This is a genomic window from Haloactinospora alba (assembly GCF_006717075.1).
Taxonomy (GTDB): Bacteria; Actinomycetota; Actinomycetes; order Streptosporangiales; family Streptosporangiaceae; genus Haloactinospora; species Haloactinospora alba.
Genome location: NZ_VFQC01000003.1, coordinates 260,646 through 276,531 on the forward strand (window position 1 = coordinate 260,646; position 15,886 = coordinate 276,531).

Sequence of the window (15,886 nt, forward strand, 5' to 3'; positions counted from 1 at the left end):
TCGCCATGGCCGACGAGGTGCTCTACACCACCGAGGACGGGGTCGCGATCATCACGATCAACCGTCCCCAGGCCAAGAACGCGGTGAACGCCGCGGTCGCCCAGCAGATCGCCGAGGCGCTGGACGACCTGGACTCCCGCCGCGACCTGACGGCCGGTGTCCTCACCGGCTCCGGCGGCACCTTCTGCGCCGGCATGGACCTCAAGGCGTTCATGCAGGGCGAGGTGCCCCTGGTGGAGGGGCGCGGTTTCGCCGGGTTCGCGCAGCGCCCGCCGAGGAAGCCGCTGGTCGCCGCCGTCGAGGGCTACGCCCTGGCCGGCGGGTTCGAGGCGGTGCTGGGCTGTGACCTGGTGGTGGCGGCCGAGGACGCGAAGTTCGGCATCCCCGAGGTGACGCGCGGGCTCATCGCCGCCGGGGGCGGGCTGCTGCGCCTGCAGCACCGCATTCCGCGCAACATCGCCATGGAGTTCGCGCTCACCGGGGAGAAGGTGGGCGCCCGGCGGATGTCCGAGCTCGGCCTGGTCAACCAGGTCACCTCCAGCGGCAGCGCGCTGGAGGGCGCCCAGGAGCTGGCCGGCCGGATCGCTGCCAACGCGCCGCTGGCGGTGGCTGCCTCCAAGCAGATCATCACCGAGTCCGACGACTGGTCCAGCGAGGAGATGTGGTCCCGCCAGGACGAGATCTCCTCGTCGGTCTTCGCCAGTCACGACGCGATGGAGGGGCCGGCGGCGTTCGCCGAGAAGCGCAAGCCCCAGTGGAAGGGCGAGTAGCCCACCCCGGGCGAGGAGAGTCGAGACGGCGCCGTTTCCCGACAAGCGCGGGCAGCGGCGCCGCTGTCTGTCGCGCGGGCGCGGCGGCCGGTGGCGGGGACCCCGCGCGCGTGTCCGGGTGGAGCATTGTGCAGCACAAGGCCTTCTTGGTAGCTCTCGTGCATGCCGAGGGAGATCAGCCAGCGCGAGCTGCGCAACGGCAGCGGAGCGATCCTCGAAGCGGCCGCTGGCGGGGAGATATCCGTCGTGACCAGGAACGGCACCCCGATGGCGGAGCTGCGTCCGCTGGGCGAACGTACGTTCGCCGACACGGACGAGGCGCTGAGGGCCGCCGCCCGTATGCCGCCTGTCGACAGCGCGCGGTTGCGCGACGAGCTCGACGGGGCTCTCGACCAGGAGCCGTTCGGTGAGTGAGGGGACACGACCGGCGCGGGGAGCGCTCGACACGCCGGTCCTGGTCGCCCCTCAGGGGCTGCGGGACCAGCTCCCGGACCAGTTAGCGGTCACGACGGTCACGCTGGCCGAACTGTCCGCGGGTCTGCACACGACCGACGATCCCGTGGTGCGCGCACAGCGGCAGATACGGCTCCAGTGGGTCGATGAGGCGCGCGCCCGCCCCCTCTGGCTCGGACGGGCTCAATCCAGGTAATCGGTGAGCAGGGCGGGGCGCAGTCCGGCCTCGTCGGCCTGGTCCAGGAAAGCGTCGAGGTCGCGGGAGAACTCCGAGCGGAAATGCATGAGCACGATGTCACCGGGGACCAGCTCATCGCCGGCGGCGTAGGAGAGTTCCCCGTCAGCGACCTCGGCTGACCAGTGCACGAGGTGCTGGGCTCCGCAGTCCGCGGCCGCGCGCAGGGTGGTGTCGTCGTAGCTCCCGTACGGCGGCCGGAAGAGCACCGGGCGCCGGCCGAATTCGTCCTCGTAGCGGTCCGAGGGTTTGCAGATCTCCTCGCGCTGCTTCTCGTACGGTTTGCCGCTGAGGTCGGGGTGGTCGAGGGTGTGGTTCTCGATGGTCGACTCGGTCCTGTCCCGAAGTTCCCGGAAGAATTCCGGGTCCTGTTGCACGTAGTCGTCGGTCAGGAAAAGGGTCGTGGGAACGTCGGAGTCCTGTAGCTCGTCGATCATCTCGGGGGTGCGGGATGCTCCGTCATCGATCGTGAGGAACACGACCGGCTCCTCGGTGTCCACCCGGTGCACTGCCTCTGTCGTGCTGTCACCGTTCGTGTTCGACGTGGGGGAGACACTGTGTGTCCCGGCGAGTCGCACGGAGGCGGTAACCAGGACAGAGGCGGCAACCAGGACTGCCAGTCCACCCAGACCGCACCAGAGGAATATCCGGACTTTCGGGCTCGCGAATGCCATGGGAACGAAGGTAGACGGGGCGTTTCTCGGGGGTGCCGAGTTTTTACGGAGGTCGCCCGTCGGGTGTCCGTCGGTCGTGTAACAACGGACGGACACGGCTATAGCATGCGAGGGTGCGGATCACACGGAAGTCGACGTGGACGACTCCGGTGCGCTGCGCTGTCCTCGTGTGCGCGACACTGGTGCTGGTGGGATGCGGTGTTGTGGACGACAGCGTGCACGTCACGGAGCGGGAAAGCCCCCGGCCTGTTTCCCCGTCCCTACCCAGCGACAGCGATATGGCGTCGGGAATCAGCATCGACCCGGTCCACGTACTGCGCAACGACCCCGGTGTCCCGGACCGGGTGCGGAAGGCCCTATCCCAACCGTGCACGTCTGGCTACGCCCAGGGGTGGTATCCGCTGTACACCACCTACATTGACATCCCCGAGACCGACATTCCGGCCGTTGTGATCAACGTGCAGGGGTGTTCCGCCTCGGTGGCCTGTGAAGGCGAGTCCCTCGCCGCCTATGTGTACCGTCTCTGGGACGACCGCAGCACGAAGCGGGTCTACGCGGCGAATGAGGTCGGAAGCCGACTCAGTGTGGAGGATGGTGCGCTCGAGCTGCAGCAGCCGGTTTTGGGAGGAACGAACTCCGCGGAGTGCCCCGAGCGATACGAGGAAACGCGCCTCACGTGGGACGGAGAGAAGCTCGTGGCCGAAAGTGGGTAGCGGGATGGGAGTTGAACAGCCGCACGTATTGTTCGTCGAGGACGACCCCGTGATCCGGGAAACCACCCAGATGAGCCTGGAACGCGATGGGTTCCGGGTAACGGTGGCCGACGATGGCCGGGCCGGGTGGGAAGCGTTTCGGCAGCAGCGCCCCGACGCCGTGCTGCTGGACGTGCTGCTGCCCGAGATGAACGGAGTGAGCCTGTGCCGGCGCATCCGCCAGGACGACCTCACCCCGGTCGTGATGCTGACCGCCCGGGACGATCCGGTGGACATCGTCGTCGGGCTGGAGGAGGGCGCGGACGACTACGTCACCAAACCCTTCGACAGCGCGGTTCTCATAGCACGCATCCGTGCCGTGCTGCGCAGGGCCGACGCGGGGCGCCCCGCGTCGGGAAACGAACCGTTGCGGTTCGGCGACGTGCAGATCGACCCTGAGGGAGTGCGTGTCCTACGCGGCGGTGAACCGGTCGCGCTGACCCCCACCGAGATGCGCCTCCTGCTGCGGTTCGCCGAGGAGCCGGGAACGGTGCTCGGCCGTGACGTCCTGCTGGAAAGCGTCTGGGACTACGCGTGGGGCGGGGACACCCGGGTCGTGGACGTGCACGTTCAGCGGCTGCGGAACAAGATCGGCACCGACCGCATCGAGACGGTGCGCGGTTTCGGCTACAAGCTGGTGAGCGAGGGTCCGTGAGTCTGCGTTGGCGGATCACTCTCGCGATCGCGCTGGTCAGCACGCTGGTCGCACTGGCGTTGAGCCTGACCGTGCACTTCGCCTACGCCTACCGCCAGGCCGAGCAGGCCCGCCAGTTGCAGACGCAGCGGCTCGAACTGGCGCTGGAGGAGTACGACCGCACCGGCCAGCCCGGGCTGCGCAGCCAGCTCAATGACCCGAAGCTGCCGGACCGCCTGCGGGAGGCGGCGTCCGAGGGCGGCACGGCCGCCATGGTGACCCAGACTCCACAGGGTGCTGTCGTGTGGGCGGCACTGTCCACCACGGGTGGGGACACGCTCTCGCTGCGCTCGTCCTACCAGCCGCAGTTGGACGACCGCGCCTCACTGGACCGGGTGCTGCTGATGGGTGCTGCGGCACTCATCGCTACGGGAACGGGAGCCGGAGTGGTGATTGGTGCGCGGTTGTCGCGCCGGTTGCGCCATGCCGCGGCAGCGGCTGCCCGGGTGGCCGACGGGGATTACTCCACCCGGGTCAGTGCGGCGGTCGGCGGCCGATCCCGGGACGAGGCGGCTGAGCTGGCCCAGGCGGTCGACGCGATGTCGAGCGCGCTGCAGAACCGGCTGCAGGCGGAACGCCAGGTCACCGCCGATATCGCGCACGAGTTGCGGACTCCGCTGACCGGGTTGACCACGGCGGCGGAGCTGCTTCCGGAGGGGCGTTCGACGGAGCTGGTACGTGGCCGGATCGCGGTGCTGCGTGACCTGGTCGAAGACGTGCTGGAGGTGGCGCGGTTGGACACGGCCACGGAACTGCCCGAGCTGTCCGACATCGCAGTCGGCGACTTCGTCACCCGGCGGGTCGCGACGTACTCGTCCGAACCCGAGGTGCGTGTCGCGACCGAGACGGTGGTGGCCACCGACCCGCGGCGGTTGGAGCGGGTACTGGCCAACCTGGTGAGTAACGCGTACAACCACGGGCGGCCACCCGTGGTTGTGGAGGTGGACGGGCCGCGGGTGCGGGTGCGGGACCACGGCCCGGGTTTTCCGGACGAGGTTCTGGCCGAGGGCCCGGGCCGGTTCCGGAAGGGCTCCGGAGGCGGGCACGGCCTGGGCCTTACGATCGCGGTGGGCCAGGCTCGCGTGCTCGGGGCGCGGTTGAGTTTCACCAACGCCGATGCCGACGGCGGCGCTGTGGCCGTGCTGGAGCTACCCGTCTCGGAGGGCGAGGACGCTCCCGGGAGGTAGGTGGGGTGTGTCCCGGGGCGCCCCGGGACACACGGGCGGATGACTACCGTGCTCGGGGATCAGACGCGGTCCCAGGCGGCGGTGAGGACGCCGCGCAGGATGCGCTCCATCTCCTCGAAGTGTTCCGGTCCGCAGGTGAGCGGCGGGGCGAGCTGGACGACGGGGTCGCCGCGGTCGTCAGCGCGGCAGACGAGGCCGGCCTCCAGCAACGCGGGGGAGAGGAACCCGTTGAGCAGGCGTTTCGCCTCCTCGTCGGTGAAGGTCTCCTTGGTCTCCTTGTTCTTGACCAGTTCGATCCCGTAGAAGTACCCGTCGCCGCGGATGTCCCCCACGATCGGCAGGTCGTGCAGCCTCTCCAGGGTGGCGCGGAACGTGGCGGCGTTGCGCTGCACGTTGTCCAGCAGCCCGTCGCGCTCGAACAGGTCCAGGTTGGCCAGCGCGGCGGCCGCGGCCACCGGGTGCCCGCCGAAGGTGATGCCGTGCGCGAACGCGCCGGCGCCGTTCAGGAACGGTTCCATGAGGCCATCGCGCGCGATCACCCCGCCGAGCGGGACGTAGCCGGACGTGGCGCCCTTGGCGAAGGTGATCATGTCCGGCAGGTAGCCGTACTTCTGGGCGCCGAAGTAGGTGCCGAGCCGGCCGAAGGCGCAGATGACCTCGTCGGACACCATCAGGACGCCGTAACGGTCGCAGATCTCGCGCACCCGCTGGAAGTAGCCGGGCGGGGGCGGGAAGCACCCGCCGGAGTTCTGCACCGGTTCCACGTAGACCGCGGCGATGGTCTCCGGGTCGTTCTGCAGGATGGCCTCTTCGATCTGGTCGGCGGCCCAGCGGCCGAACGCCTCGGGGTCGTCGCCGTGGACGGGGGCCCGGTAGATGTTGGTGTTGGGCACCTGGATGGTGCTGGGCACCAGCGGTTCGAACGGCGTCTTGATGGCCTGGACGCCGGTGATGGACAGCGCGCCGAGGCTGGTGCCGTGGTAGGCGGTCTGCCGGCTGATGACCTTGTGCCGGGTGGGTTGGCCGACGCTCTTGAAGTACTGCCGGGCGAGCTTCCAGGCGCTCTCGACCGCCTCGGACCCGCTGGTGGTGAGGAAGACCCGGTTCAGGTCGCCGGGCGCGAGCCCGGCCAGCCGGTCGGCGAGCTCGATCGCCCGGGGGTGGGCGTAGGTCCACAGCGGGAAGTAGGCGAGTTCCCTGGCCTGGTCGGCGATGGCGTCGGCGATCTCGGTGCGCCCGTGTCCCACCTGGGACACGAACAGGCCGGACAGGCCGTCGAGGTAGCGCCTGCCGTCGGCGTCGCGGACGTACACGCCGTCACCACTGGTGATGACCGGGACGTCCGCGTCGGCGTAGGCCCCCATGTCGGTGAAGTGCATCCACAGGTGGTCCTTGGCGGCGCGCTGGAGGCCGCCGGCGGGTCCGGCCTGGTTGGGCTGAGTTGTCACTTGGGCTCCCCTGGGTTGGGTATGTGCGCGGTCTACCCAGTGAAATAGTCGCATTAATCCAATTTGTGTCAAGTATCGATGGCGAAACGCGATTTTTACAACGGAATCCCTTGTGGCTGGCCACGGTGGTCTGTCAAGGTACCGGAACGACAAGCACTGTGTCCTGCATCACGGACCGTGAGGAGGAAACCCGTGGCACACCAGCCCAGCTCCCCCAGGAAGCTGCGCAACTTCGTCAACGGCGCCTACGTGGACGCGGCCGACGGCCGCACCGCCGGACTCACCGACCCCGTCACCGGGAAGGTGTTCGCCGAAGCCCCCGTCTCCGCCCAGGCCGACCTCGACAACGCCTTCCGCGCCGCAGCGGACGCGTTCGAGAACCGGTGGCGCGACGTCACCCCGGCCGAGCGGCAGATCGCGATCAACAAGTTCGCCGACGCCGTGGAGGAGCGCGGCGAGGAACTCGTCGCCGCCGAGGTGGAGAACTGCGGCAAACCCTTCTCCAGCACCCGGGACGAGGAGCTGTGGCAGGTCACCGACGCCCTGCGGTTCTTCGCGGGCGCCAGCCGGACCCTGGAGGGCAAGGCCGCCCACGAGTACATGGCCGACCACACCTCCTGGGTGCGGCGGGAGCCCCTCGGCGTCGTCGGCCAGATCACCCCGTGGAACTACCCGATGGCCATGGCCGCCTGGAAGATCGGCCCCGCCCTGGCCGCCGGCGACACCATCGTCCTCAAACCCTCCGACACCACCCCCGCCTCGACCCTGCTGCTCGCCGAGATCGCCGCCGAGTTCCTCCCGCCCGGTGTGCTCAACGTCGTCACCGGCGACCGGGACACCGGCCGCGCCCTGGTGGAGCATCCCACCCCGCAGATGGTGTCGCTGACCGGCTCCACCCGCGCCGGACTGGAGGTCGCCCAGAGCGCCTCGGCGGACCTGAAACGGCTCCACCTGGAGCTCGGCGGGAAGGCGCCGGTGATCGTCTTCGACGACGCCGACGTGGAGAAGGCCGCGGCCGGCATCGCCGAGGCCGGCTTCTTCAACGCCGGCCAGGACTGCACCGCCGCCACCCGCGTACTCGCCGCCCCCGGTATCCACGACGACCTGGCCGCCGCCCTGGCCGAACAGGCGCGTGTCACCACCACGGCCGGCCCGGACAACCCCGACGCGGCCTACGGGCCGCTGAACAACGCCAACCAGCTCGACCGCGTCAGCGGGTTCCTGGAGCGCACCCCCGACCACGCCGACGTGCTGGCCGGCGGCTCCCGGGTGGGCGAGGAGGGCTACTTCTTCGCCCCCACCGTCGTGTCCGGGCTGCGCCAGGGCGACGAGATGGTCACCGACGAGATCTTCGGCCCCGCCATCACCGTCCAGCGGTTCGACGACGAGGACACCGCCGTGACATGGGCCAACTCGGTCCGCTACGGTCTCGCTTCCAGCGTGTGGACCCAGAACCACGCCCGTGCGCTGCGGGTGTCCCGGCGGCTGGACTTCGGCTGCGTGTGGATCAACACCCACATCCCGCTGATCGCGGAGATGCCGCACGGCGGGTTCAAACAGTCCGGCTACGGCAAGGACCTGTCGATGTACAGCCTGGAGGAGTACACCCGCGTCAAACACGTCATGAGCTACATCGGACGCGACTGACGGTCCGCCGCCCTCGACCACCGACCGGAGACAGGACGCTGACGAACCATGGCGACAACCTCCCAACAGACCCCGGCGCCGCACAGCACCGAACCCCGCGGGGAACAGTCCGGCCCGGCGATCAGCCTCCACGGCGTCACCAAGACCTACCGCTCGGGTCAGGAGACCGTCCCCGCCGTGCGCGGCGTCGACCTGGACATCGGCAGCGGGGAGTTCTTCTCCCTGCTCGGGCCGTCGGGGTGCGGAAAGACCACGACCATGCGGCTCATCGCCGGGTTCGAGGAACCCACCACGGGCAGTGTGAGCCTCGCCGGCACCGACGTGACCGGGGTCCCTCCCAACCGGCGCGACGTGAACATGGTGTTCCAGAGCTACGCGCTCTTCCCGCACATGACCATCCACGACAACGTCGCCTTCGGGCTGCGCCGCGCGAGGACCCCGGCACAGGAGATCCAGCGGCGGGTGGCAGAAGCCCTCGAGCTGGTGGAACTCGGCGACCGCGCCAAGTACAGGCCCAACCAGCTCTCCGGAGGCCAGCAGCAGCGGGTCGCGCTGGCGCGCGCCCTCGTCAACCGGCCCAGCGCCCTCCTGCTGGACGAACCGCTCGGCGCGCTGGACCTCAAACTCCGCCAGACGATGCAGATCGAGCTGAAACGCATCCAGCGCGAGGTGGGGATCACCTTCGTCTACGTCACCCACGACCAGGGGGAGGCGCTGACGATGTCCGACCGGATCGCGGTGATGAACCACGGCACCGTGGAGCAGCTCGGCACTCCGGCGCAGATCTACGAACAGCCCGCGAGCCGGTTCGTCGCCGGGTTCATCGGTACCTCCAACCTGATCACCGGAACCGTCACCTCCGGCGGTGACGGGGCCCGGATGGAACTGGGATCGGGCCAGCACGTGCACCTGCGCACCGACCGGGAGGACGGCGCCAGCATCGACGTGACCGTACGGCCGGAGAAGATCCACCTGTCCACGTCGGAACCCGCCCCCGACCACAGCCGCGTGCGGGGGCGGGTCACCGAGGTGGTGTACCAGGGGTCGGCCACCCACTACACCGTCGACACGGCCGCCGGATCGGAGATCGTGATGTTCCAGCAGAACGCCTCGGGCGCCGGGAACCTCGCGGAACGCGGCGACGAGGTGTGGCTCTCCTGGCTTCCCGAGCACTCCTTCGTCCTACCGGAGTGACCAGCCCACCCCGGGCCGGCCGGGACCCGGCCGGCCCCCGATGCCCTGCCGACGCCCTCGAGCAGAGAAGCGGTTGATGACGTGCGTATCTCCTCACCCAACGACCCCGCGCTGATCCGCGGGCTGACCCGGGCCCGCTACAGCCGGCGCACCGCGCTGCGCCTGTCGGGCGCCGGCGCGCTCACGGCGGGACTCGCCCTGAGCGGCTGCTCCATCGCGGGCGAGAAACGCGAAGCGACACCGGTGGCGCAGTACTGGTCGGACAAGGAAAGCAACGGGCACCTGCGGTTCGCCAACTGGCCGCTGTACATGGACTCCGACCGCACCCAGCTGCGGCAGTTCACCGACTCCACCGGCATCACCGTCGACTACCAGGAAGCCATCCAGGAGAACCCCTCGTGGTTCGGCCAGATCCAGCCGCGGCTGGCCGAGGGGAGTGACATCGGGGCCGACCTGATGGTGATGACCAACGGCGTGGAGTTCACCAAGCTCAAGGCGCTCAACTACCTGGCGCCGCTGGACCACGACAAGCTCCCGAACTACGCCGAGTACGGCGGTGAGCTCTACAAGAACACCGACTACGACCCCGGCAACGAGTTCACCGTCCCCTACACGTCCGGGATCACGGGGATCGCCTACAACCCCGAGTACGTCGACCGCGAGATCACCAGCATCGCCGACCTGTGGGATCCCCAGTTCGCCGGGCGGGTCGGGATGATGGGCGACCCGCAGGAGATCGCGAACTTCGGCCTGCTGCTCAACGGGGTCGCCCCGGCCGACTCCACCCGCGACGACTGGGAGGACGCCGCGCGCAGGCTCGAGGAGCAGCGGGACCGCGGCATCGTGCGCTCCTACTACAAACAGGACTACATCCAGCCGCTGACGACCGGCAACATCTGGATGTCCATGGCGTGGTCCGGCGACGTGTACCAGCAGAACGCCGAGGAGAACGCCAACCTCAGGTTCGTGGTCCCCGAGGAGGGCGCCACCATCTGGACCGACAACATGATGATCCCCTACACGGCGAGGAACCCGGTGGACGCCGCCATGATGATGGACTTCCTCTACGACCCGGAGATCGCCGCCGGCCTCACCTCCTACATCAACTACGTCTCGCCCGTGCCCGACAGCCAGGACGTGCTGCGGCGGCGCGCCGAGGAGGCCTCGGGCGAGGAGAAGCAGCGGCTGGCCGACCTGGCCGAGAGCTCGCTGGTGTTCCCCACCGAGGAGGACTACGAGCGGCTGCACAACTACGTGACCGTCCCGGTGGACGACGAGAAGTCGTTCACCGGCCGCTTCCTCGAGATCACACAGGCATAGGGGGCGGAATGCGAACCAGGAGAGCTCCGTACTTCCTCGTCCTCCCCGCCTGGATCTGGCTGGCGATCTTCTTCGTCGTGCCGATCTGCGGCATGCTGTCGGTGTCCACGATGAGCGGCAACGTCATCGACGGTTTCCGCAACACGCTGGCGGTCGGCAACTACGCCGAGGCGGTCGCGACCTACTGGCCCCAACTGCTGCGGTCCCTGTTCTACGGGTTCTGCGCGACAGCGCTGTGCATCGCCGTCGGCTACCCCGTGGCGTACTGGGTGTCGTTCAACGGCGGCGCCCACAAGTCGACCTACCTGCTGCTGTTGCTGCTGCCGTTCTTCGTGCCCCAGGTGCTGCGCACGATCAACTGGAAGTTCACGCTGGCCGACGACGGCGTCCTGTTCGGCACGGTCAAGGACCTCGGGATGCTGCCCGAGGGCTTCCACGTGCTGAGTACCGCCCTCGCCGTCATCTGCGGCCTGGCGTACAACTTCCTGCCGTTCATGGTGCTGCCGATCTACGCCGTGCTGGAGCGGGTGGACCACCGCGTCGTGGAAGCCGCCTACGACCTGTACGCCACCCGCGTGCAGGCGTTCGTGCGGGTGGTGCTGCCGATCTCCCTGCCCGGCGTCTTCGCCGGGGTGCTCATGGTGTTCGTGCCCACCAGCGCCGACTACGTCAGCGCCTCGGTGCTCGGCGGGACCCACACCACCATGATCGGCAACATCATCCGCACCCAGTATCTGGTGAACAACTCCTACCCCCTGGCGGCCGCGATCACGTTCGTCCTCATGGCGATCCTGCTGATCGGCATCTTCAGCTACGCGCGGGCGCTCGGTACCGAGCAGGTCATGGAGGTGCAGGCCAAATGAGCACGGACACCACCACACCGGCGCCGACGCCGGCGCCGGCCTCCGGGCGGCCCGCCCGGACCGGCGGCCTCGCCGGACGGATCGACTGGGGGAAGTGGTTCACCCGGGCGGTGCTGCTGTGGCTGTTCGCACCGGTCGCGGCGATGGTCGCCTTCAGCTTCAACGACATCAGCGGCCGCCAGAACGTGTCCTGGCAGGGGTTCACGTTCAAGTGGTACGGCCAGGCGTTCGCCTACGAGGACCTCAACCACGCGCTGTTCAACACGGTGGCGATCGGTCTGCTCACCATGCTCATCGCCGGCGGGATCGGCAGCCTGCTCGGGCTGGCGCTGGGCCGCTACCGGTTCCACGGCCAGGGCACCACCAACCTGGTGATGTTCGCCGCGATCTCCGCCCCCGAGGTGGTGATGGGGGCCTCCCTGCTGTCGCTGTTCCTGACGATGAGCATCAGCACCGGTTTCGTCACCATCCTGATCGCCCACGTCATGTTCACCATCTCGTTCGTGGCGATCACCGTCCGGGCGCGCGTCATGACCCTCGACCCGAAACTGGAGGAAGCCGCCCGCGACCTGGGCGCCGGCGTGTGGACGACGTTCCGCCTGGTAACCCTGCCGATGCTGCTGCCCGCCATCATGGCGGGGGCGCTGCTGGCGCTGGCCCTGTCCGTGGACGACTTCATCATCACCACGTTCGTCAGCGGGGAGACCAGCACCTTCCCGCTGTGGATCTGGGGCTCCACCCGCGCCGGAATCCCACCGCAGGTCAACGTCATGGGGACGTTGACGTTCAGTGTCGGCGTCCTGCTGGCGATCGGCAACATCGTCCTCGCCCGCCGCCGGCGGTGACCCCGCCCCTCCCGGACGGGGCCGCCGCCACCGCACCCACCGAACCGACGGAGTGATACACCGTGCCCGCATCCGCGTCTGAAACCCTGGCAGCCGAGGCGCTGGCCGGGGCTCGCCCCCGCACGTTCTGGCTGGACCCCCAGGGCGGCGGGCAGGACGCCCCCGACCCCCGAGCCCCGCTGTCCGGCGAGACCAGAACCGACCTCGCCGTCGTCGGCGGCGGGTTCAGCGGCCTGTGGAGCGCCCTGCTCGCCAAGGAACGCGACCCCGACCGGGACGTCGTCCTGCTGGAGGCCCGCACCGTCGGTTGGGCCGGGTCCGGACGCAACGGCGGGTTCTGCGCCTCCAGCCTCACCCACGGCCACGACAACGGCGCCGAACGCTGGCCCGAGGAGATCGCGGAACTGGAACGCCTCGGCCACGCCAACCTGGACGCCATCCAGGAAACGGTGCGGCGCTATGGCATCGACGCCGAGTTCCACCGGTCCGGGGAACTGCTGGTGGCCACCGAACCGTGGCAGGCGGAGGAGTTCGGCGCCAGCGCCCGGACCATGCGCGCCATGGGCTACGACGTCCGGTCCCTGAGCGCGGCGGAGACCCGCGCCATGGTGGACTCGCCCACCTACGTCGGCGGACTGTACGACCGCGACGGTGTGGCGCTGGTGCACCCGGCGAAACTCGCGTGGGGACTGCGGGAGGTGTGCCTGCGGCTGGGGGTACGGATCTTCGAACACACCCCCGTGCGGGGGCTGCGTTCCACCTCCGGCGGGATGCGGCTGGAGACCTCCGGCGGGGCGGTGACGGCGCGCCGCGTCGCCTGGGGGACCGGTGCGTTCCCGGGGCCGCTGCGCCGGCTGCGGCACTTCCTCGCCCCGGTCTACGACTACGCGCTGATGACCGAGCCGCTCACCGACGAGCAGGTGGCCGCGATCGGCTGGCACGAGCCGCACGGCACCAGCGACCAGGGCAACCAGTTCCACTACTACCGGATGACCTCCGACAACCGCATCCTGTGGGGCGGCTACGACGTCGTCTACCACTACGGGGGGAAGGTGCGCCCCGAGTTCGACCAGCGGGGGGAGACGTTCCAGCGGCTGGCCCGGCACTTCCTCGCCACCTTCCCCCAGTTGGAGGGGGTGCGGTTCACCCACACGTGGGGCGGGGTCATCGACACCTGCAGCCGGTTCTGCCCGTTCTTCGGCACCGCCTTCGGCGGGAAGCTCGCCTACGCGGCGGGCTACACCGGCCTGGGTGTGGGCGCCACCCGGTTCGGCGCCCAGGTGATGCTGGACCTGCTCGCCGGTGAGGAGACGGAGCGCACCCGGTTGCGCATGGTGCGGGAGAAACCCGTGCCGTTCCCGCCCGAACCGTTGCGGTTCGCCGGAATCGAACTGACCAAGCGCGCCATCGCCGCCGCCGACCGCAACGGCGGCCGGCGCAACCTGTGGCTGCGCACCCTGGACCGCATGGGGATGGGTTTCGACAGCTAGGAATGCCAGGGGCCGGCGGGGTGGGCGTACGGCGGGTGCGCACCCCGCCGCGTTGGTCCCGGCCTGGACACCGTCCGCATGACCGGCGTCCACCGGTGGCGGGCGGGGGCTCCCGGCCGGAGCGCGGTGGCCCCTCGCCCGCCGTTCGCCGCGGGTGCGCGCGGTTCAGGTGACGGGGGCCTCCCAGGTGGCGTCCCAGGTGTTCGGCCCGACAATGCCGTCCACGGCAAGCCCTTTCTGCGATTGGAACAGAGAGCACACCCGCTCGGACTCGGGGCCGTACCACCCGTCGACGGTCAGCTCTCGGCCGTCGGAGTCCACCCACCCGCGTTCGCGCATGCGGTCCTGCCACGTCTCGCAGGCCGCGGAGTGCTCCACGGGCGGCTGGGACAGGTAGGTTCCCGGCCAGTCGGGCGCGTCGCCCCCGCCACCACCTCCGCCGCCTCCCCCGTCGTCGGGGATGTCGTCGCCCGGGTTCTTGGTGAAGGTGCCGTCGCGCACCATCCGGTAGGCCGCGTCTCCCGGGCACGAGGTGGAGTTGAAGTCACGGTGGCCGTACACGTCACCGGAGATGCTGGTGTCGGGTTCCATCAGCCAGGCGCGCAGCTCGCGCACCGCCCGCACCTGCTCGTCGGGGATGGGGTCGTTGGGGCCCAGCGCCAGGGTGGCGGAGTAGTGGGTGTCGTTGGCGCCGCGCTGGGCGGCCTGCTGTTTGAACGGGCCGCGCCCCTCGATCACGTAACCGTGGGCACACGCCAGGAACGAGTAGCCGATGTCCACCCAGCCGTTGCTGTTGACGTGGTAGTCGCGGGTGGCGTTCCAGTAGTCGATGCAGGCCGAGTGCGACTTGTTGGCGAGGTTCTGGTCGGCGCTGTCGTAGTGGATCACCAGCCCCTGTTTGGGGTCGGCGTCGGCGGCGGGGGAGTAGGAACTCCAACCCAGGTCACTGCGCCAGACGAGACGGGACGGTTGCGGCACGGCAAAAACCTCCTCCGGGGGTGCGCGGTTCGTCGCGCGGCTGGGGGAGCCCAGCCCGCCGCTGCGGAGCCGGGCCGGTGGTTCGTTCCGTTCGGTGTCGAGGGTGTTCCTCTCGGTGTTATACCCACAATCGCGAGGACGCGTCAGCCGAATACGCACATTCGCCGTTCGGGCGCACAGCCCGCCGGTCGGCCCCGCGTTCCGTTGGTGGAGCGGCGGGCCATGACATCCGTCATGGTCGAGCGGTGTCATCCGGGACTACACCGTCCTGGCCACCCGCCGGAACACTGGTGGGTATGGAAACGGCACAGCAGGTACCACCCGCCCCCGCACCCTCCGGAAGCGGCGCCGAACCGGGAGTTGACACCGCGGTCAGCGTGCGGGAGCTGCGGCAGAACTTCGGCACGGTCCAGGCGGTCCGGGACGTCTCGTTCGACGTCGCGCGGGGCGAGGTGTTCGCCCTGCTCGGCACGAACGGTGCCGGCAAGACCACCACGGTGGAGACCCTCGAGGGGTTCCGCCGCCCGTCGGGCGGGCAGGTGCGCGTGTTCGGCGCCAACCCCTACGGCCAACCGGCGCGGCTGCGCGGGCGCACCAACGCCGTCCTGCAGAACAGCGGGGTGTTCCCCGAGCTGACCGTCGCCGAGACCGTGGACCTCGCCCGCGACCTGTGCGACGACCCCCGGCCACGCGGCCGGACCCTGGAGATGGTGGGGCTGACCGACCGCGCCTCGGCGCAGGTACGCAGCCTCTCCGGCGGGGAGAAGCGCCGCCTGGACCTGGCGCTGGCCGTGCTCACCCGCCCCGAGGCGCTGTTCCTGGACGAACCCACCACCGGCATGGACCCGGAGGGCCGCCGGGACCTGTGGGACCTGGTCAGCGGGCTGAGGGAGGAGAACGTCGCCGTCCTGCTCACCACCCACTACCTGGAGGAGGCGGAGCGGCTCGCCGACCGGCTCGCCATCATGCACCACGGTGCGATCCGGGAGGAGGGGCGGCTCGCCGACGTGCTCTCCACCTGGGGCGACCGGATCGGTTTCCGGATGCCGGACCACCTGCGCCTGGCGGACCTGCCGGAGCTGCCCGGCGCGGAGGCGGAGGTGGACGTGCGCGGCGGCGAGCCCTGGGCCCGCTACACCGTCACCGGTGAGGACGGTGACGGGCGGGCGCACCGCGCCATGGCGGCGCTGCTGGAGTGGGCCGACCGCACCGGCACCACCCTGGGCCGGCTGGAGCTGCGCACCGCCTCGCTGGAGGACGTGTTCCTGAGCATCGCCGACGACACCGCGGGCCCGGCCTCCCAGTAGCCGTTCCCACGCACGACACACCCGGCAGG

16 protein-coding genes are annotated in these 15,886 nt (G+C 69.8%); 13 read left to right on the top strand and 3 right to left on the bottom strand.

Annotated elements, in window-relative coordinates:
• The first annotated feature begins 5 nt into the window (after positions 1 to 5).
• The 3 genes from FHX37_RS21685 to FHX37_RS21695 all read left to right on the top strand — a co-directional run bounded on the left by FHX37_RS21685 (position 6) and on the right by FHX37_RS21695 (position 1,419).
• Entirely contained in the window at positions 6 to 770 is a 765-nt protein-coding gene (locus FHX37_RS21685) for a crotonase/enoyl-CoA hydratase family protein (RefSeq protein ID WP_141926137.1), read from the top strand.
• A 162-nt stretch (positions 771 to 932) separates the two neighbouring features.
• Positions 933 to 1,184 carry a type II toxin-antitoxin system Phd/YefM family antitoxin gene (locus tag FHX37_RS21690; RefSeq protein ID WP_141926138.1) on the top strand — a complete coding sequence of 84 codons (252 nt, stop codon included), beginning with the start codon at positions 933 to 935 and terminating at the stop codon, positions 1,182 to 1,184.
• Positions 1,177 to 1,419, top strand: coding sequence for a PIN domain-containing protein (locus FHX37_RS21695; protein WP_141926139.1), 243 nt, complete (start codon positions 1,177 to 1,179; stop codon positions 1,417 to 1,419). The genes FHX37_RS21690 and FHX37_RS21695 overlap by 8 nt, the downstream gene beginning before the upstream one ends.
• Here the strand turns inward: FHX37_RS21695 and FHX37_RS21700 are convergent.
• Entirely contained in the window at positions 1,407 to 2,132 is a 726-nt protein-coding gene (locus FHX37_RS21700) for a polysaccharide deacetylase family protein (protein WP_141926140.1), read from the bottom strand. The two genes, FHX37_RS21695 and FHX37_RS21700, sit on opposite strands and share 13 nt — an antisense overlap.
• Positions 2,133 to 2,245: 113 nt before the next feature.
• On the opposite strand from FHX37_RS21700, the gene FHX37_RS21705 reads away from it, so the two are divergent.
• The 3 genes from FHX37_RS21705 to FHX37_RS21715 are packed head-to-tail and all read left to right on the top strand — an operon-like array spanning position 2,246 to position 4,765.
• Entirely contained in the window at positions 2,246 to 2,845 is a 600-nt protein-coding gene (locus FHX37_RS21705; RefSeq protein ID WP_141926141.1) for a hypothetical protein, read from the top strand.
• A 4-nt stretch (positions 2,846 to 2,849) separates the two neighbouring features.
• Positions 2,850 to 3,539: a two-component system response regulator CseB gene (gene cseB / locus FHX37_RS21710; RefSeq protein WP_141926142.1), complete on the top strand. Its 690-nt coding sequence runs from the start codon at positions 2,850 to 2,852 to the stop codon at positions 3,537 to 3,539.
• Positions 3,536 to 4,765: a sensor histidine kinase gene (locus FHX37_RS21715; protein ID WP_141926143.1), complete on the top strand. Its 1,230-nt coding sequence runs from the start codon at positions 3,536 to 3,538 to the stop codon at positions 4,763 to 4,765. Before cseB ends, FHX37_RS21715 begins: the two co-directional genes overlap by 4 nt.
• Before the next feature lie 59 nt (positions 4,766 to 4,824).
• Here the strand turns inward: FHX37_RS21715 and FHX37_RS21720 are convergent, their stop codons facing one another.
• Positions 4,825 to 6,213, bottom strand: a complete 1,389-nt coding sequence (locus FHX37_RS21720; RefSeq protein WP_281288336.1) for an aspartate aminotransferase family protein — start codon at positions 6,211 to 6,213, stop codon at positions 4,825 to 4,827.
• Between the two features lie 192 nt (positions 6,214 to 6,405).
• Between FHX37_RS21720 and FHX37_RS21725 the strand changes: the two genes are divergently transcribed.
• The 6 genes from FHX37_RS21725 (at position 6,406) to FHX37_RS21750 (ending at position 13,572) form a co-directional block, all read left to right on the top strand.
• Complete coding sequence (locus FHX37_RS21725; protein ID WP_246062492.1) at positions 6,406 to 7,860, top strand: gamma-aminobutyraldehyde dehydrogenase; 1,455 nt, start codon at positions 6,406 to 6,408, stop codon at positions 7,858 to 7,860.
• 48 nt (positions 7,861 to 7,908) lie between these two features.
• On the top strand, positions 7,909 to 9,054 hold the full coding sequence (locus tag FHX37_RS21730) for an ABC transporter ATP-binding protein (RefSeq protein ID WP_141926146.1): 1,146 nt from the start codon (positions 7,909 to 7,911) through the stop codon (positions 9,052 to 9,054).
• A gap of 81 nt (positions 9,055 to 9,135) precedes the next feature.
• Complete coding sequence (locus tag FHX37_RS21735; protein WP_246062493.1) at positions 9,136 to 10,374, top strand: ABC transporter substrate-binding protein; 1,239 nt, start codon at positions 9,136 to 9,138, stop codon at positions 10,372 to 10,374.
• An 8-nt stretch (positions 10,375 to 10,382) separates the two neighbouring features.
• Positions 10,383 to 11,237, top strand: coding sequence for an ABC transporter permease (locus FHX37_RS21740; RefSeq protein WP_141926147.1), 855 nt, complete (start codon positions 10,383 to 10,385; stop codon positions 11,235 to 11,237).
• Complete coding sequence (locus FHX37_RS21745; RefSeq protein ID WP_141926148.1) at positions 11,234 to 12,082, top strand: ABC transporter permease; 849 nt, start codon at positions 11,234 to 11,236, stop codon at positions 12,080 to 12,082. Before FHX37_RS21740 ends, FHX37_RS21745 begins: the two co-directional genes overlap by 4 nt.
• 62 nt (positions 12,083 to 12,144) lie before the next feature.
• Complete coding sequence (locus tag FHX37_RS21750; RefSeq protein ID WP_211351999.1) at positions 12,145 to 13,572, top strand: NAD(P)/FAD-dependent oxidoreductase; 1,428 nt, start codon at positions 12,145 to 12,147, stop codon at positions 13,570 to 13,572.
• Between the two features lie 165 nt (positions 13,573 to 13,737).
• Here the strand turns inward: FHX37_RS21750 and FHX37_RS21755 are convergent, their stop codons facing one another.
• Entirely contained in the window at positions 13,738 to 14,550 is an 813-nt protein-coding gene (locus tag FHX37_RS21755) for a peptidoglycan recognition protein family protein (RefSeq protein WP_141926149.1), read from the bottom strand.
• A gap of 296 nt (positions 14,551 to 14,846) precedes the next feature.
• Here FHX37_RS21755 and FHX37_RS21760 point away from each other — a divergent pair, with 296 nt between their 5' ends.
• On the top strand, positions 14,847 to 15,857 hold the full coding sequence (locus FHX37_RS21760; RefSeq protein WP_141926150.1) for an ABC transporter ATP-binding protein: 1,011 nt from the start codon (positions 14,847 to 14,849) through the stop codon (positions 15,855 to 15,857).
• Positions 15,858 to 15,886: the final 29 nt, after the last annotated feature.

Excerpts from the sequence above, each read along its gene's own strand:
- FHX37_RS21690 (WP_141926138.1), top strand. The coding sequence starts at position 933 with ATGCCGAGGGAGATCAGCCAGCGCGAGCTGCGCAACGGCAGCGGAGCG.
- FHX37_RS21730 (WP_141926146.1), top strand. The coding sequence starts at position 7,909 with ATGGCGACAACCTCCCAACAGACCCCGGCGCCGCACAGCACCGAACCC.
- FHX37_RS21700 (WP_141926140.1), bottom strand. The coding sequence starts at position 2,132 with ATGGCATTCGCGAGCCCGAAAGTCCGGATATTCCTCTGGTGCGGTCTG.
- FHX37_RS21685 (WP_141926137.1), top strand. The coding sequence starts at position 6 with ATGGCCGACGAGGTGCTCTACACCACCGAGGACGGGGTCGCGATCATC.
- FHX37_RS21760 (WP_141926150.1), top strand. The coding sequence starts at position 14,847 with ATGGAAACGGCACAGCAGGTACCACCCGCCCCCGCACCCTCCGGAAGC.
- FHX37_RS21745 (WP_141926148.1), top strand. The coding sequence starts at position 11,234 with ATGAGCACGGACACCACCACACCGGCGCCGACGCCGGCGCCGGCCTCC.
- cseB (WP_141926142.1), top strand. The coding sequence starts at position 2,850 with ATGGGAGTTGAACAGCCGCACGTATTGTTCGTCGAGGACGACCCCGTG.
- FHX37_RS21740 (WP_141926147.1), top strand. The coding sequence starts at position 10,383 with ATGCGAACCAGGAGAGCTCCGTACTTCCTCGTCCTCCCCGCCTGGATC.